The organism is Duganella sp. SG902 (assembly GCF_013376005.1).
In the GTDB taxonomy this organism is placed as follows: Bacteria; Pseudomonadota; Gammaproteobacteria; order Burkholderiales; family Burkholderiaceae_D; genus Rugamonas.
In genome coordinates this window covers 153,004-177,625 of record NZ_JABMJK010000001.1, presented here as the reverse complement: position 1 = coordinate 177,625, position 24,622 = coordinate 153,004, and the positions used below count along the sequence as shown (strand labels likewise).

Genomic DNA, 24,622 nt, shown 5'->3' with positions numbered 1-24,622 from the left:
GAATAATGCCATGACAGCAAAAATAACCAAACCTGCAAGCAAGGCGCCGCGCAAGAAAGCGGCGGCGCCGGCGCCAGCCGACGAAGATGGCACGCGCAGCCGCATCCTCAACGTCGCGATCCAGGAGTTTTCGCGGCTGGGGTTAAGCGGTGCGCGCATCGACGAGATCGCGGCGGAGACGGGCGCCAACAAGGGCATGATCTACTACTACTTCGGCAACAAGGAAGGGCTGTACGTGGCCGCGCTGGAGGAGAGCTACACGCGCTTCCGCCAGATCGAGCACGGCTTCCACCTGGACGAGCTGCCGCCGGTGCCGGCGCTGCGCGCGCTGGTGGGATCGACCTTCGACTACCACGCCCAGCATCCGGAGTTCATCCGCATGGTGATGACCGAGAATATCCACAACGGCGAATACATACGCAAGATCCCGGCGCTCAAGGCCATTAACAAGCCCGCCATCGGCCTGCTGGAAGGCCTGTGCGCGCGCGGCGTGGCTGAGGGCGTGTTCCGTCCGGACGTGGATCCGGTCGACCTGCACATGTCGATCAGCGCGCTGTCGTTCTACAACGTCTCCAACCAGCACACCTTCAGCTTTATCTTCGGCCGCGACCTCAAGGCGGCCGATGTCCACGCCAAGCGCCGCGAGGCGGTGATCGACATGATCCTGCGCTACGTGCGCGCCCACTGACCCGATGTCGCAAAACAGCCGAAACAAGACTGTTTTTAACTTGAATTTAACTAACTGGTTAGTGTAGTATGAATCGTCAACCAGACCTGATCGGAATAACACCTATGTCCCTTACCGCACCACGCCGTATCTTGCTGGGCCTGATCGGAGCCGGCATCGGCCGCTCGCTCACGCCGGCCATGCACGAGCGCGAGGCCGCCGCCAACGGCATGCACTGCCTGTATCAACTGCTGGACCTGGACCGGCTGGGCCTCAAAGTCGAGCAGCTGCCGGAACTGCTGGACGCCGCCGAGCTGCTGGGCTTCTCCGGCCTGAACATCACCTATCCCGCCAAGCAGCACGTCATCCCGCTGCTGGATGAGCTGTGTGACGACGCGCGCGCGATCGGCGCCGTCAACACCGTGGTGTTCAAGGACGGCAAGCGTACCGGCTACAACACCGACTGGTGGGGCTTTGCCGAAAGCTTCAAGGCCAGCCTGCCGGACGTGGCGATGGGCGAAGTGGTGCAACTGGGCGCCGGGGGCGCAGGCGCCGCCACGGCGCACGCCGCGCTGATGATGGGCGCGAAAACCCTGCGTCTCGTCGACGCCGACCAAGGCCGCGCCGAGGCGCTTGCTGCGTCGCTCAACAAGCGTTTCGGTGAAGGTCGGGCGGTCGCCTGCACCGAGCTGGAAGCGGCGATGCGCGTGGCGGATGGCCTGATCCACGCCACACCAACCGGCATGGCCAAGCATCCCGGCCTGCCGCTGCCGGCCGAGCTGCTGCGGCCCGGCCAGTGGGTGTCGGAGATTGTCTACTTCCCGCTGCAAACCGCGCTGCTGCAAGCGGCGCAGGCCAAGGGCTGCCGCACCATGACCGGCGGCGGCATGGCCGTGTTCCAGGCCGTGAAAGCATTTGAATTGTTCACCGGCGTGCAGCCCGACGCCTCACGCATGCAACAGCACTTCAAGGAGCTGCAAGCAAATGAAGACTCAGGAAAATAATCCCCTGCCAAGCAACCCGCTCGGCTTGGACGGCATCGAATTCGTGGAATACGCCACCTCAGAGCCATTGGCATTGGGTGCGGTGCTGGAGACCATGGGCTTCGTGCAGGTCGGCCGCCATCGCTCGCGCGAAGTGGTGCTGTACCGGCAGGGCGGCATGAACATCGTCGTCAACGCCGATCCGGTGGCGTGGGCGGTGGCCGACGCCGACCGCGGCACCACCACCTTGTCCGCCATCGCCTTCCGCGTGCGCGATGCGGGCGCCGCCTACCAGCACGCGCTGGCGCGCGGCGCGTGGGCGATTCCCACGCGGGCCGGCGCGATGGAACTGAACATCCCCGGCGTGCATGGCGCCGGCGACTCGGTGCTGTACTTCGTCGACCGCTACCAGGACTTCTCAATCTACGACGTCGACTTCAAGATCAGCGAGCAGCCCTTGCCCAAGCCGGTGGTGCCGGACATGGGCTTCTTCGGCGTGGTGCAAGCCATCCGCCGCGACCGCACGGCGCAGTGGATCGACTTCTACCAGCACCTGATGAGCTTCCGCGTGGTTCCGCAAGGCGTGGTGCAGGGCGTGCTGCCATCAGGGACGCTGCTGGAAAGCCCGTGCAAGCGCTTCTACCTGCAACTGATCGAACCGCCGGCCGGCAGCGATGATGGTCACTGGGATGAGGAATTGATACGCGTCGGCTTCGGCACGCGCGACGTGATGGGCGCGGTGCGTACCTTGCAGGAGCGCGGCGTGACCTTTGTCGATCGGCCGCCGGTGCAGCCGTGCGAAAAGGGCGCGTTGACCCAGCTGTTCAAGGGCAGCGTCAGTTTTGAACTGGTCCACAGCGAGGGCGTATGAACCTGAGTAACTTTGGCATGGACACCATCACGCTGGCCGGCACGCTGGAGATGAAGCTGGAGGCCTCGCGCAGCGCCGGCTTTTCGCAACTGATGTTATGGGCCAAGGACCTGGTGAACTATCCGGGCGGGCTGGAGGCGGCGGTGAGGCTGGTGCGCGAGAGCGGCATCCGCGTGACCGGCATCCAGGTCATGCGCGACTACGAAGGCCTCAGCGGCACGCTGCACGACTACAAGGTGGACATCGCCAAGAGCATGCTGCAAATCTGCCAGGCGGTGGGATCGCCACTATTGATGGTGTGTTCATCGACCTCCAAACACGCGAGCGGGGATCTGGACAAGATCGCGCGCGACCTGGCCAAGCTGGCGACGCTGGCGGTGCCGCTGGGCGTTCGGGTGGGTTTCGAGGCCTTGTCGTGGGGGCGCAATGTCAGCGAATACGAAGTGGCGTGGGAAGCGGTGGAACGTGCCGATCACGCCAACCTGGGCGTGGTGATCGACTCCTTCCACATGCTGGCCAATGGCGCGGCATATGACACGGTGGACCTGATCCCGTGGTCCAAGATCGCCATGGTGCAGCTTTCGGACTTCATGTGGCGCGAAATTCGCTCATCGGAAGAACGCCTGGAAACCGCGCGCCACCTGCGTGTATTCCCCGGCGAAGGGGAGCATTCGGTGGAGCTGTCGGACCTTGTGCGCCGCCTTGATCGTGCGGGCTATCGCGGCGACTACAGCTTCGAAGTCTTCAACGACGACTACCTCCAAATGGCGCCCGACCTGGTAGCCCAACGCGCCCGCCGCTCGGCCAAATGGGTCACCGACCAGGTGCTGCGCCGCAGCCTCCAGATCCGCGGCGCAACCCTATAAATTCGGGGTCAGCTCTGACATTCGGACAACCAGACATATTATTTGATCTCGATCAATACGCCAAAACGTCTAAAATCGCGTCTTGACGCAGATCAAACAAGCTATCTGACTGTCCGAATGTCAGAGCTGACCCCGAATTTTAGACGGCGGAGATGGCTGCGCGTAGTGCCAGCAGGTAGCTGTCAGCGCCAAAACCGCATATCTGTCCTTTTACTATGTCCGCAAACACGGAGACGTGCCGGAATGGCTCGCGGGCGTGGACGTTGGACATGTGTACTTCCACGATCGGCACCTTCAAAATCGCCAGCGCGTCGCGGATGCCGTAACTGTAGTGGGTCCACGCGCCGGCGTTGATCATCACGGCATCAAAGCCTTCCTCGTGCGCACGGTGGATGCGTTCGCACATTTCGCCCTCGTGATTGGTCTGGAAACTCTCCACTTCAGCACCCAGTTCGATGCCCAGCGCCTGCACTCGCTGGTCGATTTCGGCCAGCGTGACGGTGCCATACTGCGCGGGATCGCGCTTGCCGAACATGTTCAGGTTGATCCCGTGTAGCAGCAAAATTTTCATTCTCAGTCCTCTATTTGTACCCGGTGCACGTCACCGACAACGAACACGTACGCCAGTAATCCGGCCACCGCCGCCGCACACACGTACACCAGCGCGTAGAAGAATGATCCAGTGGCGCTGATGATGAAGCCAATGACCAGCGGCGTCACGATGCCCGCCAGGTTGGAGCAGGTGTTGAAGATGCCGCCGGTAAGCCCCATCAAGTGCTTGGGCGCGACATCGGAGATCAGCGTCCAGCCCAGCCCCACCATGCCCTGACCGAAGAACGCGAAGGACAGGATCGCGATCACGGCCACGTCGCTGTCAACGTAGTTGGCGCCGATGATGCTGGCCGCGCCGATCAAGCCGCAGATGATGGGCAGCTTGCGCGCCACGTTGGCCGAACCGGTGCGCTTGAGCAGCCAATCCGACACCCAGCCGCCGAACATCACGCCCACCGCGGCGGCAAGGAATGGCAGCACCGCGAAGAAGCCGACCTTGAGCCATCCCATCTGCCGCTCGGTCGCAAGATAGGTCGGGAACCACGTCAGGAAAAACACCAGCGTGGTATTGCCCGCGAACTGCCCAAGGCTGGCGCCCCAGATCTGGCGGATGCGCAGCAGCTTGATCACATCGCTCCACGCAAACTTGGTCTTCTCGGTCTTGGACTCTTCCAGCCCGCCGCCCGCCGCGATGTAATCGAGTTCCGCCTGGTTGACGGTGGTGGAGTCCTTGGGCTCGCGGTACACGCGCCACCACACCAGCGCGAATAGCACGCCTACCGCGCCCACCACCACGAACAGCGCGCGCCAGCCGAAGTTATGCATTAGCCAGAACAGGCTGGGCGCAAAACACGCAAGGCCTAGATACTCGCCCACGGTGTAGATGCCGGTGGCGCGCGCCCGTTCGTGCTGCGGAAACCATGTGGCGACCACGCGGCTGTTGACGGGGAAGCAGGGCGCCTCGCTGACGCCAAGGCCGAAGCGCACCAGCAGCAGCGACTTTAAGCCCACCGCCGCGCCTTGCAGTCCTGTGAAGATGGACCAGAATGTCAGCGCCAGAAAGTAGGTCAGTTTGCTGCCGAATCGGTCGAGGAAGATCCCGCCCGGTATCTGCGCCAGCGCGTAGGTCCATGAGAAGGCCGAGAACACCAGCCCCATAAGCGCGGCGTTGATCTGCAGATCCTGCGTCATCAACGGCGCGGCGATACCCAGCACCGTGCGGTCCATGTAGTTGATGACGGTGCCGATGGCCAGCAGGGCGAGCATGGTGAAGCGGGTGCGGGTGCGCGCCGCGGGATTTCCCGCGTAGGTCGCCGTGGTGTGATTCATACTGCGGTCTCCGTAGTTTTTAGTCGCGCGTACCACGCGGCAGCGGCGAACCGCCCGGCGTGATGTTGACGGGCTGGTTCTGGAACTCCATCTGTGCCGTGTCTTCTGACTGCACGGTCACGCTGGCCCCGAACTCCACGTATTGTGCACTGTCCGGCCGCCATTGGGGCCACGGCGTGGCCGGTGTTGCGGGATCGCCTTTGCGGGCGAACGCCAGCAGGCTGTCCATCATGCGCGCGGATAGCGCGCGATCATAGGGCTGCCAGTTGCGGGTAGGGCGAAACATGTTGAGCGCGTCCTGTGTCTGGAACCAGTAAGGCACATCGGAGGTGTGATACGCGCCCTGCGGATTGTCCTTCACCCGCACCGCCGGATTAAACGGCTGTACGTGCGAGAACAGGAACATGTAGAACGGGGCCTTGCCGGTAGCCTTCTGCGACAGCGCCAGTGCGCGCGTGCCTTTCTCGATCATGGCCTGGCGGCTGTACAGGCGGCTCATGTGCGCCGCCTCGGCATCTGTGGTGGCGGGGTAAAGGTCGAGGAACCGCTGCGCGCGGTCGCCGTACATCGCGGTGGCGGTGGCGCGGAACTGCGCCAGCGTGGAGACGCCGCGCAGCGGGCTGAAACTGATGTCGTCGGCGGTGAAGCCGGCCATCACCGGCACGTCATTCTGTTTGCCGGTGGCGTAGATGTTGGGGATAGTGTCGGGCAGGACGTAACCATCGATGTTAGGCTTGACCGAAACCGAACCGGATTCGCCAAACTGGAAGTCGCGCTGCACGGCGAAGACTTTATCGGCGGGCAGTTGGCGCATTTCGTCCAGCGAGGCCGCGCCGACGGCTTGTTGTACTTCCAGCCCGGTCTTCTCGGATTCCGCCAGCGATGGCGCGTTATTGCTGACGCCCGCGCCGCTCATCAGCACCGCGCGCTGGAACAGGCCCTTGGCCAGCGGGCTGGCGAGCAGGGTGCCGACCGACGCCGCGCCGGCGGACTGGCCGGAAATGGTCACGCGCGCGGGATCGCCGCCGAAACGCGCGATATTCTTCTGTATCCAGCGCAGCGCCGCGATCTGGTCGAGGAAGCCGTAATTGCCGGAGGCGTGTTGCGGCGATTCGGCGGTCAGTTCGGGGTGCGCCATGTAGCCGAGGATGCCGAGCCGGTAGTTCATGTTGACGAACACCGCGTCGCCGCGCGCGGCCACGTTCTCGCCGCCGTACAGCGCCATCCCGCTGGAGCCGACCGTGAAGCCGCCGCCGTGTATGAAGACGATCACCGGCAGTTTGGCCGAAGCCCTGGCCTTGGCCGGCGACCAGACGTTGAGGTACAGGCAATCCTCGCTGGTGGCTTCTTCGCCAAAGTAGTGGTTGATGTCCTTGCGGCGCAACAGTTGGATGCATTCCGGTCCCTTGCGGTCGGCGTGGTAGACGCCGCGCCATGGCGTCACCGGCTGCGGCGCGCGCCAGCGCAGTTCGCGCACCGGCGGCGCGGCGAAGGGCACGCCCAGCCAGGCCCGCACGCCGGAGGGCAGCGTCACACCCTCGATCCTGCCGCTGTCGATGGTCACCGTTTGCGCCGATGCCACGCCCGCCAGCGCCATGCCGACGATCGCCATGTATTTCATGCCATGTCTCCTTATAGGTTTTCAAAACAGAATACACTAACTATTTAGTTAATTCCACAGAATCTGCATAAGAAAACTTGTTTAAATTCGTTTCCACCGCTTGGGCACCTGCATATACTCGGCCGTAGGAGATTTGTATATGCAAGCTTGGATCGATGACGCACAGCGGAAGGAAGTGACGACGGAACGCAGCCGCCCATTGTGGCGCGGCGAATGGCCCACATGGCTGCTGATCGTGGTGATTTATGGCGGCTGGCTCGCTACGCTGGCCTGTTGGCCGCTGCTGGGCGCCGTGCCGGCCACGCTGATGATGGTGTGGTGGTGCGCCTGGTACATGTCGCTCCAGCATGAGCTGATCCATGGCCATCCCACGCGGTGGCCGTGGCTCAACCGCGTGTTCGGCTATGCGCCGCTGGCGGTGTGGTATCCGTACGAGATTTACCGCGAGAGCCATCTGCGCCATCACAACGATTTCGACCTCACGCTGCCGGAGCTGGACGCCGAGAGCACCTATGTGTCGCTCGCCGAGTGGCAGGCCATGAGCCGCCCGCTGCGCGCGCTGCATTGGCTGAACAAGACGTTCTGGGGCCGGCTGGCGATCGGGCCGGCGCTGGCGATCGCCACCACCTGGGGCGGTGCGGCACACCAGCTTGCGCGCGGCGACTGGCGCGATGCCGGCGTATGGCTGCGCCACCTGTCGATGCTAGCGGCCCTGTTGTGGTGGATCGATGCGGCGTTTGGCGTGTCGGCGCTGTGGTATCTGTTGGCGATCTCGTATCCGGCGCAATCGCTGGCGATGATACGCTCCTATTATGAACACCGCCCGGCCGAAGACCACAAGCAGCGCATCGTGCTGAATGACGCCGGCCTGGTGTTCCGCATCCTGTTCCTGAACAATAACCTGCATCTGGTGCACCACGATCTGCCATCGCTGCCGTGGTATCTGCTGCCGCGCGTGTATGGTGCGCGGCGCGAGGCTTATAATGCGCGCAGCGGCGGCTTCCAGATCGACGGTTACGGTGAGCTGATGCGCCGCTACGGCTTCCATCCCATCGACGCCCCTGTACACCCTCGCATGCCATGAACTGGACCGTATCCCTGCCGATGTATAACGTCACCCCGCGCCTGCAGCGGGAGTACGAGGCGTTGCTGGCGACCTTGTTGGTCGATGCTGGCGTGCGCGATGAAGCGCAGCTGCTGCGCGAACCGGAGCTGCCGGCCCTGTGGCGCCGCCCGGACCTGCTGGTCGGCCAGACTTGCGGTTATCCCTATGTGAGCTTCCTGCGCGGCGTGACGACCTTGCTGGCAACGCCGTGTTTTGATTTTCCCGGCTGCGATGGCAGCAACTACGCCAGCGTCATCGTCACCCGCGCTGTGGATGGCGTGAAGTCGCTGGCCGAAGCGCGTGGCCTGACCGCTGCCGTCAACGACCAGCACTCCAACAGCGGCATGAACGTGCTGCGGCACGCGGCGGCGCCACTGGCGCGCGACGGCCGCTTCTTCGGCAGAGTGAAATGGACTGGCAGTCACGTCGCCAGCCTGCGCGCGGTACGTGAAGAGGAGGCTGACATCGCCGCCATCGACTGCGTCACCTTCGGCTATCTGCGCGGCGAACTGCCGGACATCATCCAGGGCATCAAGATCCTGCAATACTCCGCATCCTCACCTGGCCTGCCGCTGATTACCGCGCACAGCGTGCCGGATGAGGTGCGGTTACACCTGCGCCGCGCCTTGCTCTCACCCAGCCCGCGACTGCGCGAGCACATGACGGCGGTTCGCATCAAAGCCTTCCAGCATCGTCCCGATGCCGATTACAACCGCATCGCCCAGTTGGAGTCCGAAGCTGTCGCAGCGGGGTATCCTGCATTATTCAGTGGGGATCGCGCGGTAATGCCGCCAAGTTAAGAGTCGTCATGCCCGCGAAGGCGGGAATCCATGCTGAACTTATGACCACGCGCCCTATGGATTCCCGCCTGCGCGGGAATGACGGCTCATCAGTTTGCGGTCCAATAAGCCTTAACTTAGCGGCATTTGGATCTCGCGGGGAATTTCTATCACCACTTCAAAGCCAGGGACGACATCCTGGACGCTGTCATCGCGCTGCGCCTTGAGCCCACGAGGAGGGGCGACAACGCCCCAAGTTCCCACTCGGCTGATGAGTTCCTGATCGCGAATCAACGCAAGCGCCAGAGCGGCACTGCGGTGGCGTCGAGTTTGCGGGGCAGGAGGCCTTCGCCGTAAAACGCGTCCGCAATGCGTTGCTGTTCGCCCAGCGCATCCTTCAGCACCAGCCTCACGGCGTAGCTGCGGCGGCTGTTGGCCAGTTCCACCGTCTTCGCGTCCAGGCCCCACGCTGGCGCCAGCAGCTCCGCCGCTTCCTTGGGCGATTGTTTGACCCATTTGCCGGTCTTGCGCAAGGCTTCGAACACCACCGCCAGCACTTCCGGATGTGCGGTGGCGTAAGCCGTCGACGCCAGATAGTAGCGCTGGTAATCCGCCACGTTACGGCCGTCGGCCAGCACACGCACTTGCGACTGGTTCTGCACGCCGGCCAGGTACGGATCCCACGTTACCCAGGCCGCCACGCTGCCGCGCTCAAACGCCGCGCGCCCATCGGCTGGCGTCAGGTAAGCCGGCTCGATGTCCTTGAAGCGCAGTCCCGCCTTGTCCAGCGCGGAGATCAGCAAATAGTGGCTGCCGGCGGCCTTGGTGACGGCAATCTTCTTGCCCTTCAAGTCCGCCACGCTGTTGATCGGTGAATCCGCGCGCACCACGATGGCTTGCGCCGAAGGCGAGGGCGCTTCCTGCGCGAAGTAAGTCAGCTGCGCGCCGGCCGCCTGTGCGAACACCGGCACCGTATCGGCCACGTCGGCGCTCAGGTCCACTCCGCCCACATTCAAGGCCTCCAGCAACGGCAGGCCGCTGGAGAATTCATGCCACGTCACTTTCACACCCAGCGGCGCCAGGTCCTGCTCCAGTTGCCCGCGTACTTTCAGCACCGTCAGCAGGGTGGATGACTTCTGATAGCCAATACGCAGCGTGGAGGGCGCTTTTTGTGCCCACGACGCGATCGGCAGCAGGGATAACAAGGACAGCATGGTACGGCGTTGCATGATCGGCTCCTGAAGATGGTTATCCCACGATGGTACGACGCCGCCGCCAGCGATTGAAACGAATGCTTTCGACTTTGAATATAGCGCAAGCACATATCGCCGATGAAAACACATTATTCACAAATTTCATATTTCAATATGATAAAGAATTAGTTTATACATAATGTTGGCGCGTCATAAGATCGGTTCAAACTCACCGATATGGAGCGATCTATGACCGTAACACGCAGGACATTCCTGATGCAGCTTGCCGCCACCAGTGGCTACGCGGCGGCTGCGGCAGCCATGACCACACTAGGCCTTGGCGCCACTGGCATCGCCGCCGCTGGCGACGCGCCCGCGCTGCAACTGGCCCCCGGCTCGGGCAAGGGCATCAAGGTGCTGGTGCTGGGCGCCGGCATTGCCGGCCTGGTGTCGGCGTACGAATTACGCAAGGCTGGCTATCAAGTGCAGTTGATCGAAGCGCGCGACCGCGTCGGTGGCCGTAATTGGACCATCCGCAATGGGACGCGCATAGAACTCAACGATGGCAGCACACAGGTGGCGGACTTTGAGCCGGGCCACTACTTCAATGCCGGCCCGGCGCGTCTGCCGAGCCATCACCAGACCATCCTCGGCTACTGCCGCGAATTCGGCGTTGAGCTGGAGGCGGAGGTGAACACCAGCCGCAGCGCCTACTTCCTGCCGGATGCGGCCAAGGGCGGCCAGCCGATCCAGCTGCGCCGCGCCGTCAACGACGTGCGTGGGCACATCTCCGAACTGCTGGCCAAGGCAACCAGCAAGGGCGCGCTGGATCAGGAACTGAGTGTCGAAGACCGCGCCAAACTGGTGGAATTCCTCAAGGTCTACGGCGACCTGACGCCGCAGGCGGAGTTCAAGGGCAGCGAACGTTCCGGCTACAAGGTCTATCCCGGCGCCGCCGGGAAAGTCGGGGAGCGCAACGATCCGCTGCCGCTGGAAGCCTTGCTCGATCCCGACCTGTGGACCGCATTGATCTTTGACGAGCTGCTGATCTTCCAACCGACCATGCTGCAACCAGTGGGCGGCATGGACCGCATCCCGCACGCCTTCCACCAGCGCCTGAAAGACATCTCGCGCCTGAACACCGAGGTGAAATCGATCACCAACAAGGACAAGGGCGTGGATGTAGTGGTGCGCGACCGCGCTAGCGGCAAGCTGAGGACACTGTCGGCCGATTACGCCATCGTCACTTTCCCGTTGCCGGTGCTGGCACAGGTGGAAACCAACTTCTCGCCCGAGGTGAAACAGGCCATCAGTAACGTCCACTACGATACCGCCAGCAAGATCGCTTGGCAGTCGCGCCGCTTCTGGGAGACCGACGCGCAGATCTACGGCGGCATCTCGGTGGTGAAGCACGAAACCTCATTGATCTGGTATCCGAGCGGCGGCTTCCACAAGAAGACCGGTGTGCTGGTGGGCTGCTACAACATCGGCCAGAACGCGCGCGACTTCACGGCACAGCCATTGAGCGCACAGTTCGCGTCATCGCGCGGCGTGATCGACCGCGTCCATCCTGGCCGTGGCGCGGAATTGAAAAATCCGGTCAGCGTCGCATGGCACAAGGTGCCGTACAGCCTGGGCTCGTGGGTGCACTGGGCCACGCCGGCGGAAAAGGAGTATACCCGTTTGAACCAACCCGAAGGCCGTGTGCACTTCGCCGGCGAATATCTGAGCCAGATCGGCGCCTGGCAGGAGGGCGCCGCGCTGTCCGCCCACCACGCCGTCGCCGCCATCGCCGGCCGCGTTGCCGCTTGATGATTCCGCGCCCTCGCGCACTCTGATGAAAGGACTTGCCATGAAAACCAAATTACTGCTCGCCGCACTGTTGATCGCCGCTTCCTCCGCCCACGCGCAACAGATCAAGCGCACCCCCATCCCCAACTCCAACTTCCCGATCTCGGTGGCGGTCTCAGTGCCTGCCGGTGCGGAAACCGTCTATTTCAGCGGCGTGCTGCCGGAATCGGTCGACGGCGACACACAAACCCAAACCCAGTCCGTGCTCACGCGCTTGAAAGCCGCGTTGGCCAACGAGGGCCTGACCTTCGCGGACGTGGTGTCGCTGCGCGTGTTCCTGGTCGGTGACCCCAAGCTCGATAACAAGCTCGATTTCAAGGGCTTGAACGCCTCGTTCGGCCAATTCTTCGGCACCGCCGAACAACCGAACAAACCGGCGCGCACCGCGCTGCAGGTGGCCGCGTTGCCGCTGCCCGGCGCGCTGGTGGAAATCGACCTGATCGCCGCCCGCGTCAAAAAATAAAACTCAACCGAAACTGGAGCCCTCCCGCATGAAGCACACGAAAATAGCCATCGCCATCTCCCTTCTGTACGCCGCGTCGCCCGCATGGGCTGTCGACGCTGATGCCATCTCCAACACACCCGCCGCCGCCGGCGCCATCCAGGACGTGGTGGTCACAGGCACCCGTGACATCCAACGCTCCGCCGGCGAAAGCCTGAGCCCCATTGACGTCATCAGCGCCAAGGACTTGCAGCGCACCGGCCAGACCGACCTGCGTGACGCGCTGGTCAAGCTGCTGCCTTCCGTGAATCGCCTCGCGCAAACCGGCGATGCCGCCAACCTGACCAGCGCCCTGACGCTGCGTGGCCTGAGCCCTAACCACGTGCTGCTGCTGGTGAACGGCAAGCGCCGCCACACCTCGGCCAATATCACCGCCGATCCTGGCTCGCAGCAGGGCGCTACGCCAGTGGACGTGGACCTGATTCCAGTCAGCGCGGTCGATCACATCGAGGTGCTGCGCGACGGGGCCGCCGCACAATACGGTTCGGACGCGATCGCGGGCGTGATCAACATCATCCTGAAAAACAGCAGCAGTGGCGCTGGCGTGACCGCGACCAGCGGCGAATACTCGCGTGGCGACGGTTTCACCCTGGGTGGCGCGGCCGACGCCGGCCTTACGCTGGGCGAAGACGGTTTCCTGCACCTGAGCGCGGAGTACCGCCGCCATGAGCACAGCTTCCGCAGCGGCCCGGACGAACGCACCGGCACCTTCGCCAACAAGACGCTGGGCGACCCCTACATCCGCCGCGAATCTTTCGGCGCCAACGCCGGCATCTCGCTCAGCAAGGACGTGGAGCTGTACGCCTTCGGCACGGTGGCGCACCGCACCGGCGGCAGCTACCAGAACTATCGCCTGCCGAACCGCCTGCCCAAAATCTACCCGAACGGCTTCACGCCAGTGGAGACCAGCAACGAGACCGACGGCGGCATCACCGCCGGCATCAAGGGCACGGATCTCGGCGGCTGGCGCTGGGACTTGAGCGCCACCTACGGCAGCGACAACGTCAAGATCGGCATGGTCGATTCGGCCAACACCGATTTGTATGCGGCCACCGGCGCCACGCCGACCAGCTTCCACCTGTCGCAGTTCCAGAACACGCAGCAAGCCGCCAACGGGGACCTGGCCCGCTCCTTCGACGCCGGGCTGGCGGCGCCGTTGAGCGTGGCGCTGGGCGCGGAGTTCCGCCGCGAGACCTATGAGATTGGCGCCGGCGATCCGGCCTCGTACTACGGCAGCGGTGCGCAGGCCTTGCCAGGCCTGTCGCCGGTCAGCGCCGGCAAGCACTCGCGCAATATCGGCGCGGCCTACGCCGACTTCTCCACCAAGTTCACCAAGGAGTGGGAGGGTGAACTGGCCGGCCGTTACGAACATTACAGCGATGCCGGCAGCACCCGCAACGCCAAGCTGTCGACCCGCTATGAGTTCACGCCCAAGGTGGCCTTGCGCGCCACCGCCAGCACGGGCTTCCGCGCGCCGTCGCTGGCGCAGGAGTACTACACCAGCCTGGCCGTGTCGCCAACCACCGCCGGCGGCCAGTTGGCTGTGAACTCGGATGCGGCGCGCAAGCTGGGCGCCACGCCGCTGCGCCCTGAAAAATCGCGCAGCTACAATCTGGGTCTGGTGGCGGAACCTGTCGATAACCTGCACATCACGCTGGATGCCTACCGCATCGATATCCGCGACCGTATCGTCCAGGGGGGCACCTACAGCGGCGCGGTGGCGATTGCCGCGCTGACGGGCGCCGGCATCTCGCTGCCGAGCGGCCTGTCCTCCGTCAGCGCCAGCTACTTCGCGAATGGCGTCGACACCCGCACGCAGGGTGTGGACCTGGTGCTGAACTATCCGACCAACTTCGCCAACGGCGGCCGCATCGACTGGGACGCCAGCGCCAATATCAACAACAGCAAGGTGACCAAGGTCGGTATCGATGGCAATGGCAAAACCCTGCTCAACGCCCAGCAGATCGGCTACCTGACCACTGCTACTCCGAAGAACAAGTTGATCGTCGGCGGCGTCTGGACCAGGGATGCGCTGAGTATCAGCTTGCACGCCACCCGCTACGGCAAGACCGCCACCGAGGCGACCTTCTATTCCGGACCGAATATCTATTCGACCTCGGTGTTCAACCACATCGAGAATGCGCCGAAAACCATCACGGATCTCGAAGTGCGCTATGCGGCGACCAAGAAGCTGCAACTGGCCGTTGGCGCCAACAATCTATTTGATGTCTATCCCAGCAAGGTGCCAGCCATCAGCCGCTACCTCGGCGTGTATCAGTACGACACGGCGTCGGCCCAGATACCGTTCAACGGCTCGTATTACTACGTCCGCGCCAGCTACAAGTTCTGATGCTGTTAAGATGACGTCTGTTTTTCGTATGGCTTACCTCGATAACGACATGAAAATAGATGACATCAGCGCCTTCGTGGCCGTGGTGCGCAACCAGTCGGTCAGCGCCGCGGCCGAGGCCCTGGGGCTGACCCAGTCGGCCATCACGCGGCGCGTGCAGAACCTGGAGCACGCGCTGGGCGTGGAGCTGCTGGACCGCACGGTCAAGCCGCCCAAGCCCAGCGCCATGGGACGCCAGGTGTTCGACCAATGCGGCCGCGTGCTGCAGGAAGTCGACCGCCTGCGCGCCATGGTGCAGGCGGACCATGCGCCGACCGGCGTGTTCCGCATCGGCGTGATCCAGACCATCGGCGACGTGGTGCTGCTCGATACCCTGCAAAAGCTGAACCGCACTTTCAAGGAGCTGCATACGGAAGTGTCGTCCGGATGGGGCTCGCAACTGGTGGAGCGGGTAGCCAACGCGGAGATCGATGCGGCGGTGGCCCTGTTCCCGGCCACCAAGGTGCTGCCTGAGGGCTTGACGGGGCGGGCTTTGGGACGCATCGAATTGGTGGTGGTGGCCAGGAAGGATTCGATGCCGAAGCGTAGTTACAAGCTGCGCGACATCTACAGCACCGGTTTTGTGCTCAACCCCGACGGTTGCGGCTTCCGCGCCGGTCTGGCCCGCGCGCTGGCGGAGCAGGGACTGTCGTTCAAGATCAATCTGGAGACCTTCGGCACCGATCTCCAGCTTGGGCTGGCGGCCAGCGGTATCGGACTGGGATTGATGCCGCGCCCCATCCTGGAGCGCAGCCGCCATCGCGCTCACCTCGACATTGTCAACGTTTCCGACTTCAAGCCGGTGCTGGATATCTGGCTGGTGCAGCCTTTGCAACCGGGCCCGGTGCAGCATGCGATCGACTTCTTCGCGCAGGCGGTGCAGCACGCGTTCGCCGAATCTCCCCTCAAAATTGTCGCAAGATGATTGCTCAGGATTATTCCTGAAAATCATATATCAATAGTTGAAACGATTAGTTTTATCATAATTATTTGCTCCCTATACTAGCTTTAACTGCTTCGATAGGGATGCAAACATGTCGGTTTCAACGCTTCAAACGCAGGTCTTCCGCCGTGCCTTCGGACCGCTGGTCTTGTTGGCGCTGTGGGAGATCGCTTCCCGCACCGGCGTGCTGCCGGAACGTATCCTGGCGGCGCCGTCGCAAATCTTCATCACCCTCGGCGAGCTGACCGCCAACGGCGAAATCGGCAGCAATGTGCTGGTGTCGCTGCAGCGCGTCCTCACCGGCATGGCCGTGTCACTGCCGCTGGGGACCGCGCTGGCGCTGATCTCCGGCCTGTCGCGCCAGGGCGAGGTGGCGGTGGACTCCAGCATGCAAATGGCGCGCACCGTGCCTTTCCTTGGCCTGGTGCCATTGTTCATCCTGTGGTTCGGCATCGGTGAATTCACCAAGATCACGCTGATCGCCTACGCCACCACCTTCCCGATGTACCTGTCGCTGTACAGCGGCATTCGCGGCGTCGATTCCAAGCTGGTGGAGGCGGCGCGCCTGTTTGGCCTGAGTTACCCGCAGCAGATCGTGCACGTGATCCTGCCGGGCGCCTTGCCGTCCTTTCTGATAGGCCTGCGCTACTCGCTGGGTGTGAGCTGGCTGTCGCTGGTGGTGGTGGAGCAGATCAACGCCACCGCCGGCCTGGGCTACCTGATCAACAACGCCCGCGATTTCATGCGCACCGACGTTATCGTGGTCTGCCTGATGGTCTACAGCCTGCTGGGCCTCGCCACCGACCTGCTGGTACGCGGCATCGAACACTACGCGCTGGCCTGGCGTCCTACTTTCATCAAGGATTAAAGCATGCCTTCTCTGACTTTGAATTTGCCGCGCCAGAAGGCACACCGCGATGACGCGCCGGCCTTGCCGCGCAGCCCTGTACAGGCGCGCCAGCTGAGCAAGCGCTTCGGCGCCAACACCATCCTCGATAACCTGGATCTCGATATCCGCGCCGGTGAATTCGTGGCCCTGCTGGGCCGCAGCGGTTCCGGCAAAACCACGCTGCTGCGCGCCCTGGCGGGACTCGACCGCATCAGCTCCGGCACGCTGGACGTGCCGCACGCGCGCGCTGCCGTGTTCCAGGAGCCGCGCCTGATGCCATGGAAGCGCGCATGGCGCAACGTCACCCTGGGGTTGAGCATCGACCGGCCGCGTGAGCGTGCCCGTGCCGCGCTGGCGGAAGTGGGGCTGGCGCACCGCGAGAATGCCTGGCCGACCACGCTCTCCGGCGGTGAAGCCCAGCGCGTGGCGCTGGCGCGCGCGCTGGTGCGTGAGCCGCAGCTGTTGTTGCTGGACGAACCGTTCGCCGCATTGGATGCGCTGACCCGCATCCGCATGCATCAGTTGATCCTTTCGCTGTGGCGCCAGCACCGCCCGTCCGTCCTGCTGGTGACGCACGACGTCGACGAAGCGGTGCTGCTGGCGGACCGCGTGCTGGTGCTGGAGCAGGGCCGTATCGCCGCCGACATCACGATCACGCAGCAGCGGCCGCGCAGCGCCGAATCGCCGCAATTCCAGAAAGTGCGCACGCAGCTGCTGCAATTGCTGGGGGTTGAGATCGACGAACCGCCGGCTGCGGCGCAGCCGGAGACGCCCACGCCCATCGTCACGCCATTCAACTTCAGTAACTTCTCGATCTGATCATGACTTCCGTCCTCCGCTTGCCCACCGCAGAACACAGCCATCAACTGGACAGCCCGGAATTCGCCGCGCTGCTGGAAACGCTGACCGCCGAATTTGCCGCCACCGCCGAACAGCATGACCGTGACGGCAGCTTCCCGCACCGGAATTTCGAGCGCCTGCATGAATTGGGCCTGCTTGGCCTGACCGTGCCGCGCGCGCTGGGTGGCCTTGGTGCCAACCTGGCGCAGACCACACGCGTGATCGCCGCCGTGGCGCGCGGCGAACCGTCCACCGCCCTGGTGCTGACCATGCAGTGTCTGCACCATGCCTCCGGCCGCCAGGCCAAATGGCCGCAGCACCTGCTGCACCGCGTGGTGGAAGACACGCTGCGCGACGGCGCCTTGATCAACGCCTTGCGCGTGGAGCCGGAACTGGGCACGCCCGCGCGCGGCGGCCTGCCGGGCACCGTCGCCCGCCGCACGCCTGAAGGCTGGCGCATCAGCGGACGCAAGATCTACTCGACCGGCATTCCGCGCCTGACCTGGTTGGGCGTGTGGGCGCGCAGCGACGATGCCGAGCCGTTGGTTGGCAGCTGGCTGGTGCACCGCGATACGCCGGGCATCAGCATCATCGAAACCTGGGACCACCTCGGCATGCGCGCCACCGGCAGTCACGAGGTGGTATTCGACGACGTGCTGGTGCCGCTGGAGCACGCGGTGGAAGTATCACCGGCCAGCGCCGCGCCGGAACTGGACGCGTCGCTGCTGCTGTGGATGTCCGTGCTGCTGTCCGCCATCTACGACGCGGTGGCTCGCAATGCGCGCGACTGGCTGGCCGGCTGGCTGGAGGATCGTGTGCCGGCCAACCTTGGCGCGCCCTTATCCAGCCTGCCGCGCTTTCAGGAGGCGCTGGGGCAGCTGGATGCGCTGCTGTTCTCCAACCGCGTGCTGCTCGATTCAGCCGCCAACGGAGCGGTACCGGCGGCCGACGCGTTCCGCATCAAATACCTGGTCACTAACACCGCGATCCAGGTGGTGGAAAAGGCGATTGAGCTGAGCGGCAATCCAGGCCTGTCGCGCGCCAATCCGCTGGAACGCCATTACCGCGACGTGCTGTGTTCACGCATCCATACGCCGCAAAACGACACCATCCTGATTAACAGCGGGCGCGCCGCCTTCGCCGCACGCGCCGCCAGAAAAGCTTCTCTCTCCGGCGTGGCCGGCATCTCAACCATTACTGCAAAGGACGCATCATGAGTATCGAATTTATCGGCTTTAGCGCCACCCAGGAAGTGACTGAAACCGTGCTGCCGCATGGCCCTGTGGTCAACAAGAGCTATCTTGGCGCGGTCGCCCGTGCCCATGAATACGCGGGTTTCGACCGTGTGCTGGTGGCGCACAGCAGCGCTTCGGTGGACGGCTTCCAGGTTGCGTCGTACATCGCTTCGCAGACGGACAAGCTGGGCATCCTGCTGGCGCACCGTCCCGGCTTTGTGGCGCCGACGCTGGCGGCACGCCAGTTCGCCACGCTGGATCACTTCAGCGACGGCCGCCTGGCGGTCCACGTTATCAGCGGCGGCGACGACACCGAACAGCAGCGCGATGGCGATTTCCTCGATCACGACCAGCGCTACAAGCGCACCGACGAATACCTGGACGTGGTGAAGAAGACCTGGACTTCGGAAGGTCCTTTCGACCACGAAGGCCCGCTGTACCGCTTCAAGGGACAGAACGCCGGCGTGCGTCCGCTGCACAACCAGCATATTCCTGTGTACTTCGGCGGCTCCTCGGAAGCCGCGATCGAAGTCGCTGGCAAGCACGCCGATGTCTACGCGCTGTGGGGAGAATCGCTGGCGCAGGTGGAGGAGACCATCAGCCGCGTGCGTGCCGCCGCCGCCAAGCATGGCCGCGCCGACAAGATCCGTTTCAGCCTGTCGCTGCGCCCGGTGCTGGCGGAGACCGAGGAAAAGGCCTGGGCCAAGGCGGACGCCATACTGGCCGCAGCCACCGAACGCGTGAAAGGCAACCAGTTCTTCAGCGTGCGCCCGCAGAATCCGCAGAACGCCGGTTCGCAACGTCTGCTGGAAACCGTCGCCAAGGGCAATGTGGTGGACGAACGCCTGTGGACCGGCATCGCCGCCCTGACCAAGGCCGCCGGCAACTCGACCGGCCTGGTAGGCACGCCGGAACAGGTGCGCGATGCGCTGCTCAAGTATTGGGAACTGGGCGTGACCACGTTCCTGATTCGCGGCTTCGATCCGATCGCGGACGCGCTGCAATACGGCCGTGAGCTGATCCCGCTGGTGCGCGCCGCGATCGCGGAACGCGAGACCCAGGAAAAACGCCTGGCGGCTTGAGAACGACGGAGTACAGCGATGAGTGCAGTGAAGAGTGATTTGATCGTAGCCAGCCAGTTCGACCCCAAGGTCAACGCGCTGCTGGCCCAGCGCACCGGCCTGGCGGTGCGCGACGTGGCGCCCGGTCCGTTGACCGAGCTGCCACCGGGCGCGGATGTGCTGTTTGCCTTGCCCGCGCCGAAAGGCCAGTCGCTGCGCACCGTTCCCGCGCCACGGGGCTGGAGCGATGTGCGGTGGGTGCAACTGGCGTCGGTCGGCATCGATTACTACCCGGATTGGCTGTTCGACGGCCCGGTGGTGACGTCGGCACGCGGCACGGCGTCGATCGCCATCGCTGAATATGTGCTGGCGGCGATCTTCACCGCCGCCAAGCGCGTGCCGGAGATCTGGCTGGAGCAGGCCAGCGACTGGCGCCGCATCCAGCTTGGGCTGGTGCAGGCCACCACGCTGGGCCTGTACGGCTTCGGTTCCATCGGTCAGGCGCTCGCGCAGCGCGCGCTGGCGCTCGGCATCAAGGTGATCGCGCTGCGCCGTTCCGACGCGCCGTTTGAGGTGGCGGGTGTGGAACGGGTGGATACGCTGGAACAGCTGGTGGCCCGTTCCGACCACCTGGTGCTGGCCGCGCCATCCACGCCGGAGACCCACCACGCGATCAGCCGCGCTGCGCTGGCGCACGCCAGACCGAATCTTCATCTCATCAACATCGCGCGCGGCAACCTGGTCGACCATCAGGCGCTGCTGGATGCGCTGGACGAGGGCAAGCTGGCGCTGGCCACGCTGGACGTGACCGACCCCGAGCCGCTGCCGGCCGGCCATGCGTTCTATCGCCATCCCCGCGTGCGCCTGTCGCCGCATATTTCGCCCAGCACCGACCAGATCGTGCCCGCACTGATCGACAAGTTTGTGCTGAACCTGGACCGCTTCCGCAGCGGCCAACCACTGACCGACGTGGTGGACACCGCGCGCGGCTACTGACACAAGGACTTCATATGAGCAGCTCCGCACCACTGTATTCCGCGCCCTTGTCGCGCCCTCATTTGCGCACGGTCGGCAAGCAGTATCCGCGTCCGGCCATCTACGGCGCGCCGCGCGATGCCAACGGCAACATCATTTTCGCCCAGCCGCCGGAACCGGAAGGTTTCGAGGCGCGGCGGCGCCACCGCAAGGAGCGGCTGGCGGTGTCGTTCCGCCTGTTCGCCCGCTATGGCTTCGACATGGGAGGTGCGGGCCACATCACGGCGCGCGATCCGGAATTTCCGGATCACTTCTGGGTCAACCCGGCCGGCGTGTACTTCGGCCATGTGCGCACCTCGGACCTGCTGCTGGTCAGCCATGACGGCAAGGTGGTGGAGGGCGACGGCCTGCTCAACCGCGCGGCATTCGCCATCCATTCGGAGCTGCACAAGGCGCGGCCCGACGTGATCGCGGCGGCGCACTCGCATGGCTTGTACGGCAAGGCGTTCGCCGCGCAGGGGCGCTTGCTGGAGCCGCTGACGCAGGATTCCTGCGCGTTCTACCAGGATCACGCCATCTTCACCGATTTCAGCGGCGTGGTGCTGGATGCCAGCGAAGGCCAACGCATCGCCGAGACGCTGGGCCCGCGCAAAGCGGTGATCCTGCAAAACCACGGTCTGCTGACGGTCGGCGCGTCGGTCGAATCGGCGGTCTGGCGCTACATCGCGTTCGAGAACGCGGCGCAGGCGCAGTTGCTGTCCGAGGCGGCCGGCGTCACGCGGCCGATTCCGCACGAGGTGGCGCTGCACACGTCGACGCAGATGGGTTCCGAGGCGGGCGGCTGGTTCAGCTTCCAACCGCTGTGGGACGTCATCACGCGTGAAGAGCCGGATTTATTTGACTGAGGAGAATCGCCATGTCCAGCGCCACGCTATCGCTAAAAGACACCGCAGTCGCCGCGCCGCTGAGCGTCGCACACGGCCGAACCATCGCAGCCGCGGCTTATGGCGCGGGCAGCGCGACGTCATACCTGGAAGCAGGGGATGGGCGGCATTGGCTGCGCCGTCCGGGCGCCGTCGCCACGCTGGCGATTCACGGCGCGGCGCTGGTGGCGATCTGGGGCTGGTCGAGCGGCACAGTCAAGCCGCCGCACACGCCGCCGGTGGTGGAGCTGATCCGCATCCAGCCCGAGCCCAAGCAGGAACTGACGCCGCCCAAGCCGGAACCGGTAAAGGACAAGCAGGTGGCGCTGGCGCCGTCCAAGCCAGCCGCGCAACCGCTGCCGGTTCCAAAAACGGTGGAGACCTCGGCGGCGCAGGCGGAGGCCTACACACCGCCAACGCCGCCGGTGCAGGCCGCGCCGCCTGGCCCGGTGACGCCGGCTCCACCGGCGCCAGCGCCGGCCGCGCCGCAAGCGGCAGCGCCAAGGCAGATCAGCACCGAAGGTATCCCGACCGACTACGTCAACCAGGTCTACGCCCGCATCAACCGTAACGCCGACTACCCGCGCGAAGCGAAGATGCGCCGCCAGCAGGGCAAGGTCGGCTACCGCCTCACGCTCAACCCGGACGGCTCGCTGGTGGGCTTCGACATCCAGTCATCCGGCGTCGAAGCCCTGGACGAAGCGGCGCGCGAAGCCATCCGCCGCGCCGCGCCTTTCCCGCGTCTGCCCGATCTGGGCGGCAGCAGCTATCTGCTGGCCGGGAACATCGTATTCAAAATTAACTGAAGAGGAAACGCCATGAGTGCCACCCAAGTCGCCGCCACCCTGACACCCCTCGAATTATTCGAGCAGGCCGATATTATCGTCAAATCCATCCTCGTTCTGCTGACATTGGCCTCGCTGATCAGCTGGGGCGTCATCGTCGACAAACTGCTGCGCTTCGCCCGCCTGCGCCGCAACGCCATCACCTGGACCGCCGCGCTGGCGGGCCAGCGCTCGCTGGGCAAGCTGGCACAGGAACTGAAACAGCAGGCGCAAGACCCGTTCGCCCGCATCTATCATGCCATTGTCGACGAATGGCATACCACGCATCGCCAGCAGCTGCACACCAGCGAATCTGGACGCGACAGCCTGAAAGAACGCATCAACCGTGTCGGCCAGATCGCCAGCAGCGTCGAGATCGAGCAGTTGCAGCGCGGCCTGTCCGTGTTGGCGACGGTGGGCTCGGTGGCGCCGTTCGTCGGCCTGTTCGGCACCGTGTGGGGCATCATGAATGCCTTCCAGGGCATCGCCGCCAGCAACAACACCAGCCTTGCCGTGGTCGCGCCGGGAATCGCCGAGGCTTTGTTCGCCACCGCCTTGGGTCTGGTTGCCGCCATTCCCGCCGTGGTGGCTTACAACCGCGCCTCGGGGGACTTGAATAACTACGCCAGCCGCATCGCCACCCTGGTAGGGTTGGTGGAAGTGCAGCTGTCGCGACAGCTGGAGGCGGGCGACTCCCAGGTGGAAAACGTCGATGTATCGCACGCCGAGCGTACCGCCAACAACGTCAAGCCGCTGTCGGCGCAGGGGGGCTGATATGGGTGTGCGTCTTTCCTCCGGCCCTGTGAGCCGTCCTTCACCGGTCAGCGACATCAACGTCACGCCACTGGTGGACGTGATGCTGGTGCTGCTGATCGTGTTCATGGTTGCCGCGCCGATGATGACCGCCGGCGTCAAGGTGGACCTGCCGACCTCCAACGCCAAGCCGCTGCAGGAACCGAAGCCGCCGATCGTGGTCAGCATCAATGCCGAAGGCACGGTCTATGTCAACCAGACCGCCGCCACGCCGGACACCTTGCTGCCGCTGATGGCGAAGGAAGCGGAAGGCGACAAGGAGCGCCGCATTCACCTGCGCGGCGATCAGGCGCTGGCCTACGGACGCATAGTGCAGACCATGGGCACGCTCAACGACGCCGGCTACGCCCGCATCGCGCTGGTATCGGAACAACCCGCGCACTAAACCTCTTTCTACAAAGGCTGGATGATGGATTCGATCACTTCGAAGGGCGGCGCTCGCCGCCAGTTTCTGCGCAATGGCGTCGGCATGGCGGCCTTGCTGGCCGGATGGAGCAACGCCACCCGCGCCACGGCGGTGCAGCTGCGTGACGTGACGCTGCGTGTCGGCACCTACAAGGGCGGCGACAGCGCCTACTTCAACGAGGCCGGTGTGGCCGACATTCCGTACAAGACGGCGGTGGCGGAATTCGCCGGCGGTAACCTGATCGTGGAAGCCTTGTCTTCCGGTTCGCTCGATTTCGGCGGCATGAGCGAGATTCCCCCCATCTTCGCGGTGGCGGGCGGCGCGCCGATGAAAGTCATCGCCGTGCTGCGCGGTGACGTCAACAACCAGGTGGTGCTGGTGCCGAAGAACTCGATCATCACCAATCCCGCGCAGTTCAAGGGCAAGCGTATCGGCTACGTGCGTTCCACCACTTCGCACTACTTCCTGATCCAGCTGTTGAAGGAGAACGGGCTGACCTTCAAGGATATCGAACCGGTGGCGCTGCTGCCGCAGGACGGTCTTGCTGCCTTCAAGAGCGGTCAGCTCGATGCCTGGATTATCTACGGGCTGGTGGTGGAATTCGCCAAGAGCCAAGGCGCGCGCGTGCTGCGCACCGCCAAGGGCTACCTGTCCGGGAACTACGTCATCAGCGCCTCGACCCAGGCGATCGCCGATCCGGCCAAGAACCAGGCCATCGGCGACTACCTGCAGCGCGTGGCGAAAGTCTATGACTGGATCAATCGCAATCCGGATAAGTGGGCCGCGCGCAGCGGCCAGATCGCCGGTGTACCGCCCCAGTTCTTCCTCAATCAAGTGAAGAACCGCAGCGAGCCATATAAATTGATACCGGTGGACGACGCGGCCATCAAATCACAGCAAAAAGTGGCGGACGTATTCGCGGATGCGGGCCTGCTGGCCCGCCGCATCGACGTGCGCCCGATATGGGACGCCAGTTTCGCAAAATATTTGACCTGATAAAGAGAG

24 protein-coding genes are annotated in these 24,622 nt (G+C 64.2%); 20 read left to right on the top strand and 4 right to left on the bottom strand.

What is annotated here, in order from left to right; all coding sequences use genetic code 11:
* Positions 1–10 precede the first annotated feature (10 nt).
* From FHW83_RS00725 to FHW83_RS00710, 4 genes are all read left to right on the top strand, one after another.
* Positions 11–688 (top strand): TetR/AcrR family transcriptional regulator, encoded by a 678-nt coding sequence (locus FHW83_RS00725; protein ID WP_176644465.1) that lies wholly within the window; start codon positions 11–13, stop codon positions 686–688.
* 104 nt (positions 689–792) lie between these two features.
* The gene (locus FHW83_RS00720; RefSeq protein ID WP_176644464.1) at positions 793–1,671 is read left to right on the top strand and encodes a shikimate dehydrogenase; all 879 of its coding nucleotides are present in this window, start codon (positions 793–795) and stop codon (positions 1,669–1,671) included.
* Positions 1,652–2,521, top strand: coding sequence for a VOC family protein (locus FHW83_RS00715; RefSeq protein WP_176644463.1), 870 nt, complete (start codon positions 1,652–1,654; stop codon positions 2,519–2,521). The genes FHW83_RS00720 and FHW83_RS00715 overlap by 20 nt, the downstream gene beginning before the upstream one ends.
* Positions 2,518–3,387, top strand: coding sequence for a sugar phosphate isomerase/epimerase (locus tag FHW83_RS00710; protein ID WP_176644462.1), 870 nt, complete (start codon positions 2,518–2,520; stop codon positions 3,385–3,387). The genes FHW83_RS00715 and FHW83_RS00710 overlap by 4 nt, the downstream gene beginning before the upstream one ends.
* 139 nt (positions 3,388–3,526) lie before the next feature.
* On the opposite strand, the gene aroQ is transcribed toward FHW83_RS00710, so the two are convergent.
* Genes aroQ through FHW83_RS00695 form a run of 3 tightly spaced genes read right to left on the bottom strand, consistent with a single transcriptional unit; the run spans position 3,527 to position 6,889 of the window.
* Positions 3,527–3,958: a type II 3-dehydroquinate dehydratase gene (aroQ, locus tag FHW83_RS00705; RefSeq protein ID WP_176644461.1), complete on the bottom strand. Its 432-nt coding sequence runs from the start codon at positions 3,956–3,958 to the stop codon at positions 3,527–3,529.
* Between the two features lie 2 nt (positions 3,959–3,960).
* Complete coding sequence (locus FHW83_RS00700; protein WP_176644460.1) at positions 3,961–5,268, bottom strand: MFS transporter; 1,308 nt, start codon at positions 5,266–5,268, stop codon at positions 3,961–3,963.
* A gap of 19 nt (positions 5,269–5,287) precedes the next feature.
* Positions 5,288–6,889, bottom strand: coding sequence for a carboxylesterase/lipase family protein (locus tag FHW83_RS00695; protein ID WP_176644459.1), 1,602 nt, complete (start codon positions 6,887–6,889; stop codon positions 5,288–5,290).
* 139 nt (positions 6,890–7,028) lie between these two features.
* On the opposite strand from FHW83_RS00695, the gene FHW83_RS00690 reads away from it, so the two are divergent.
* On the top strand, positions 7,029–7,973 hold the full coding sequence (locus tag FHW83_RS00690; protein ID WP_176644458.1) for a fatty acid desaturase: 945 nt from the start codon (positions 7,029–7,031) through the stop codon (positions 7,971–7,973).
* Positions 7,970–8,794: a phosphate/phosphite/phosphonate ABC transporter substrate-binding protein gene (locus FHW83_RS00685; protein ID WP_176644457.1), complete on the top strand. Its 825-nt coding sequence runs from the start codon at positions 7,970–7,972 to the stop codon at positions 8,792–8,794. Before FHW83_RS00690 ends, FHW83_RS00685 begins: the two co-directional genes overlap by 4 nt.
* A gap of 269 nt (positions 8,795–9,063) precedes the next feature.
* Here the strand turns inward: FHW83_RS00685 and FHW83_RS00680 are convergent, their stop codons facing one another.
* Entirely contained in the window at positions 9,064–10,002 is a 939-nt protein-coding gene (locus FHW83_RS00680; protein WP_218105905.1) for an aliphatic sulfonate ABC transporter substrate-binding protein, read from the bottom strand.
* A 213-nt stretch (positions 10,003–10,215) separates the two neighbouring features.
* Between FHW83_RS00680 and FHW83_RS00675 the strand changes: the two genes are divergently transcribed.
* The 14 genes from FHW83_RS00675 to FHW83_RS00610 all read left to right on the top strand — a co-directional run bounded on the left by FHW83_RS00675 (position 10,216) and on the right by FHW83_RS00610 (position 24,613).
* The gene (locus FHW83_RS00675; RefSeq protein ID WP_176644456.1) at positions 10,216–11,778 is read left to right on the top strand and encodes a flavin monoamine oxidase family protein; all 1,563 of its coding nucleotides are present in this window, start codon (positions 10,216–10,218) and stop codon (positions 11,776–11,778) included.
* 40 nt (positions 11,779–11,818) lie between these two features.
* A complete protein-coding gene (locus FHW83_RS00670) occupies positions 11,819–12,280 on the top strand; it encodes a RidA family protein (RefSeq protein WP_176644455.1) in 462 nt (153 codons plus the stop codon).
* Between the two features lie 28 nt (positions 12,281–12,308).
* On the top strand, positions 12,309–14,669 hold the full coding sequence (locus FHW83_RS00665) for a TonB-dependent siderophore receptor (protein ID WP_229223960.1): 2,361 nt from the start codon (positions 12,309–12,311) through the stop codon (positions 14,667–14,669).
* Between the two features lie 49 nt (positions 14,670–14,718).
* Positions 14,719–15,633 carry a LysR family transcriptional regulator gene (locus tag FHW83_RS00660; protein ID WP_176644454.1) on the top strand — a complete coding sequence of 305 codons (915 nt, stop codon included), beginning with the start codon at positions 14,719–14,721 and terminating at the stop codon, positions 15,631–15,633.
* Positions 15,634–15,742: 109 nt separating this feature from the next.
* Positions 15,743–16,519 carry an ABC transporter permease gene (locus tag FHW83_RS00655; RefSeq protein ID WP_176644453.1) on the top strand — a complete coding sequence of 259 codons (777 nt, stop codon included), beginning with the start codon at positions 15,743–15,745 and terminating at the stop codon, positions 16,517–16,519.
* A gap of 3 nt (positions 16,520–16,522) precedes the next feature.
* Positions 16,523–17,359, top strand: coding sequence for an ABC transporter ATP-binding protein (locus FHW83_RS00650; protein WP_176644452.1), 837 nt, complete (start codon positions 16,523–16,525; stop codon positions 17,357–17,359).
* A gap of 2 nt (positions 17,360–17,361) precedes the next feature.
* On the top strand, positions 17,362–18,597 hold the full coding sequence (locus FHW83_RS00645; RefSeq protein ID WP_176644451.1) for an acyl-CoA dehydrogenase family protein: 1,236 nt from the start codon (positions 17,362–17,364) through the stop codon (positions 18,595–18,597).
* The gene (locus FHW83_RS00640; RefSeq protein ID WP_176644450.1) at positions 18,594–19,697 is read left to right on the top strand and encodes an LLM class flavin-dependent oxidoreductase; all 1,104 of its coding nucleotides are present in this window, start codon (positions 18,594–18,596) and stop codon (positions 19,695–19,697) included. Before FHW83_RS00645 ends, FHW83_RS00640 begins: the two co-directional genes overlap by 4 nt.
* A 39-nt stretch (positions 19,698–19,736) precedes the next feature.
* A complete protein-coding gene (locus FHW83_RS00635) occupies positions 19,737–20,672 on the top strand; it encodes a D-isomer specific 2-hydroxyacid dehydrogenase family protein (RefSeq protein WP_229223959.1) in 936 nt (311 codons plus the stop codon).
* Positions 20,673–20,686: 14 nt separating this feature from the next.
* Positions 20,687–21,556 (top strand): class II aldolase/adducin family protein, encoded by an 870-nt coding sequence (locus FHW83_RS00630; protein WP_176644448.1) that lies wholly within the window; start codon positions 20,687–20,689, stop codon positions 21,554–21,556.
* 11 nt (positions 21,557–21,567) lie between these two features.
* Positions 21,568–22,380: a TonB family protein gene (locus FHW83_RS00625; protein ID WP_176644447.1), complete on the top strand. Its 813-nt coding sequence runs from the start codon at positions 21,568–21,570 to the stop codon at positions 22,378–22,380.
* A 12-nt stretch (positions 22,381–22,392) separates the two neighbouring features.
* Entirely contained in the window at positions 22,393–23,172 is a 780-nt protein-coding gene (gene tolQ / locus FHW83_RS00620) for a protein TolQ (protein ID WP_176644446.1), read from the top strand.
* Between the two features lies 1 nt (position 23,173).
* Positions 23,174–23,596, top strand: a complete 423-nt coding sequence (tolR, locus tag FHW83_RS00615) for a protein TolR (RefSeq protein WP_176644445.1) — start codon at positions 23,174–23,176, stop codon at positions 23,594–23,596.
* A gap of 24 nt (positions 23,597–23,620) precedes the next feature.
* A complete protein-coding gene (locus FHW83_RS00610; protein WP_176644444.1) occupies positions 23,621–24,613 on the top strand; it encodes an ABC transporter substrate-binding protein in 993 nt (330 codons plus the stop codon).
* Positions 24,614–24,622: the final 9 nt, after the last annotated feature.

Bases quoted from the DNA above. Each gene is read 5' to 3' on its own strand.
- FHW83_RS00725 (WP_176644465.1), top strand. From the start codon at position 11: ATGACAGCAAAAATAACCAAACCTGCAAGCAAGGCGCCGCGCAAGAAA.
- FHW83_RS00720 (WP_176644464.1), top strand. From the start codon at position 793: ATGTCCCTTACCGCACCACGCCGTATCTTGCTGGGCCTGATCGGAGCC.
- FHW83_RS00715 (WP_176644463.1), top strand. From the start codon at position 1,652: ATGAAGACTCAGGAAAATAATCCCCTGCCAAGCAACCCGCTCGGCTTG.
- FHW83_RS00710 (WP_176644462.1), top strand. From the start codon at position 2,518: ATGAACCTGAGTAACTTTGGCATGGACACCATCACGCTGGCCGGCACG.
- aroQ (WP_176644461.1), bottom strand. From the start codon at position 3,958: ATGAAAATTTTGCTGCTACACGGGATCAACCTGAACATGTTCGGCAAG.
- FHW83_RS00700 (WP_176644460.1), bottom strand. From the start codon at position 5,268: ATGAATCACACCACGGCGACCTACGCGGGAAATCCCGCGGCGCGCACC.
- FHW83_RS00695 (WP_176644459.1), bottom strand. From the start codon at position 6,889: ATGAAATACATGGCGATCGTCGGCATGGCGCTGGCGGGCGTGGCATCG.
- FHW83_RS00690 (WP_176644458.1), top strand. From the start codon at position 7,029: ATGCAAGCTTGGATCGATGACGCACAGCGGAAGGAAGTGACGACGGAA.
- FHW83_RS00685 (WP_176644457.1), top strand. From the start codon at position 7,970: ATGAACTGGACCGTATCCCTGCCGATGTATAACGTCACCCCGCGCCTG.
- FHW83_RS00680 (WP_218105905.1), bottom strand. From the start codon at position 10,002: ATGCAACGCCGTACCATGCTGTCCTTGTTATCCCTGCTGCCGATCGCG.
- FHW83_RS00675 (WP_176644456.1), top strand. From the start codon at position 10,216: ATGACCGTAACACGCAGGACATTCCTGATGCAGCTTGCCGCCACCAGT.
- FHW83_RS00670 (WP_176644455.1), top strand. From the start codon at position 11,819: ATGAAAACCAAATTACTGCTCGCCGCACTGTTGATCGCCGCTTCCTCC.
- FHW83_RS00665 (WP_229223960.1), top strand. From the start codon at position 12,309: ATGAAGCACACGAAAATAGCCATCGCCATCTCCCTTCTGTACGCCGCG.
- FHW83_RS00660 (WP_176644454.1), top strand. From the start codon at position 14,719: ATGAAAATAGATGACATCAGCGCCTTCGTGGCCGTGGTGCGCAACCAG.
- FHW83_RS00655 (WP_176644453.1), top strand. From the start codon at position 15,743: ATGTCGGTTTCAACGCTTCAAACGCAGGTCTTCCGCCGTGCCTTCGGA.
- FHW83_RS00650 (WP_176644452.1), top strand. From the start codon at position 16,523: ATGCCTTCTCTGACTTTGAATTTGCCGCGCCAGAAGGCACACCGCGAT.
- FHW83_RS00645 (WP_176644451.1), top strand. From the start codon at position 17,362: ATGACTTCCGTCCTCCGCTTGCCCACCGCAGAACACAGCCATCAACTG.
- FHW83_RS00640 (WP_176644450.1), top strand. From the start codon at position 18,594: ATGAGTATCGAATTTATCGGCTTTAGCGCCACCCAGGAAGTGACTGAA.
- FHW83_RS00630 (WP_176644448.1), top strand. From the start codon at position 20,687: ATGAGCAGCTCCGCACCACTGTATTCCGCGCCCTTGTCGCGCCCTCAT.
- FHW83_RS00625 (WP_176644447.1), top strand. From the start codon at position 21,568: ATGTCCAGCGCCACGCTATCGCTAAAAGACACCGCAGTCGCCGCGCCG.
- tolQ (WP_176644446.1), top strand. From the start codon at position 22,393: ATGAGTGCCACCCAAGTCGCCGCCACCCTGACACCCCTCGAATTATTC.
- tolR (WP_176644445.1), top strand. From the start codon at position 23,174: ATGGGTGTGCGTCTTTCCTCCGGCCCTGTGAGCCGTCCTTCACCGGTC.
- FHW83_RS00610 (WP_176644444.1), top strand. From the start codon at position 23,621: ATGGATTCGATCACTTCGAAGGGCGGCGCTCGCCGCCAGTTTCTGCGC.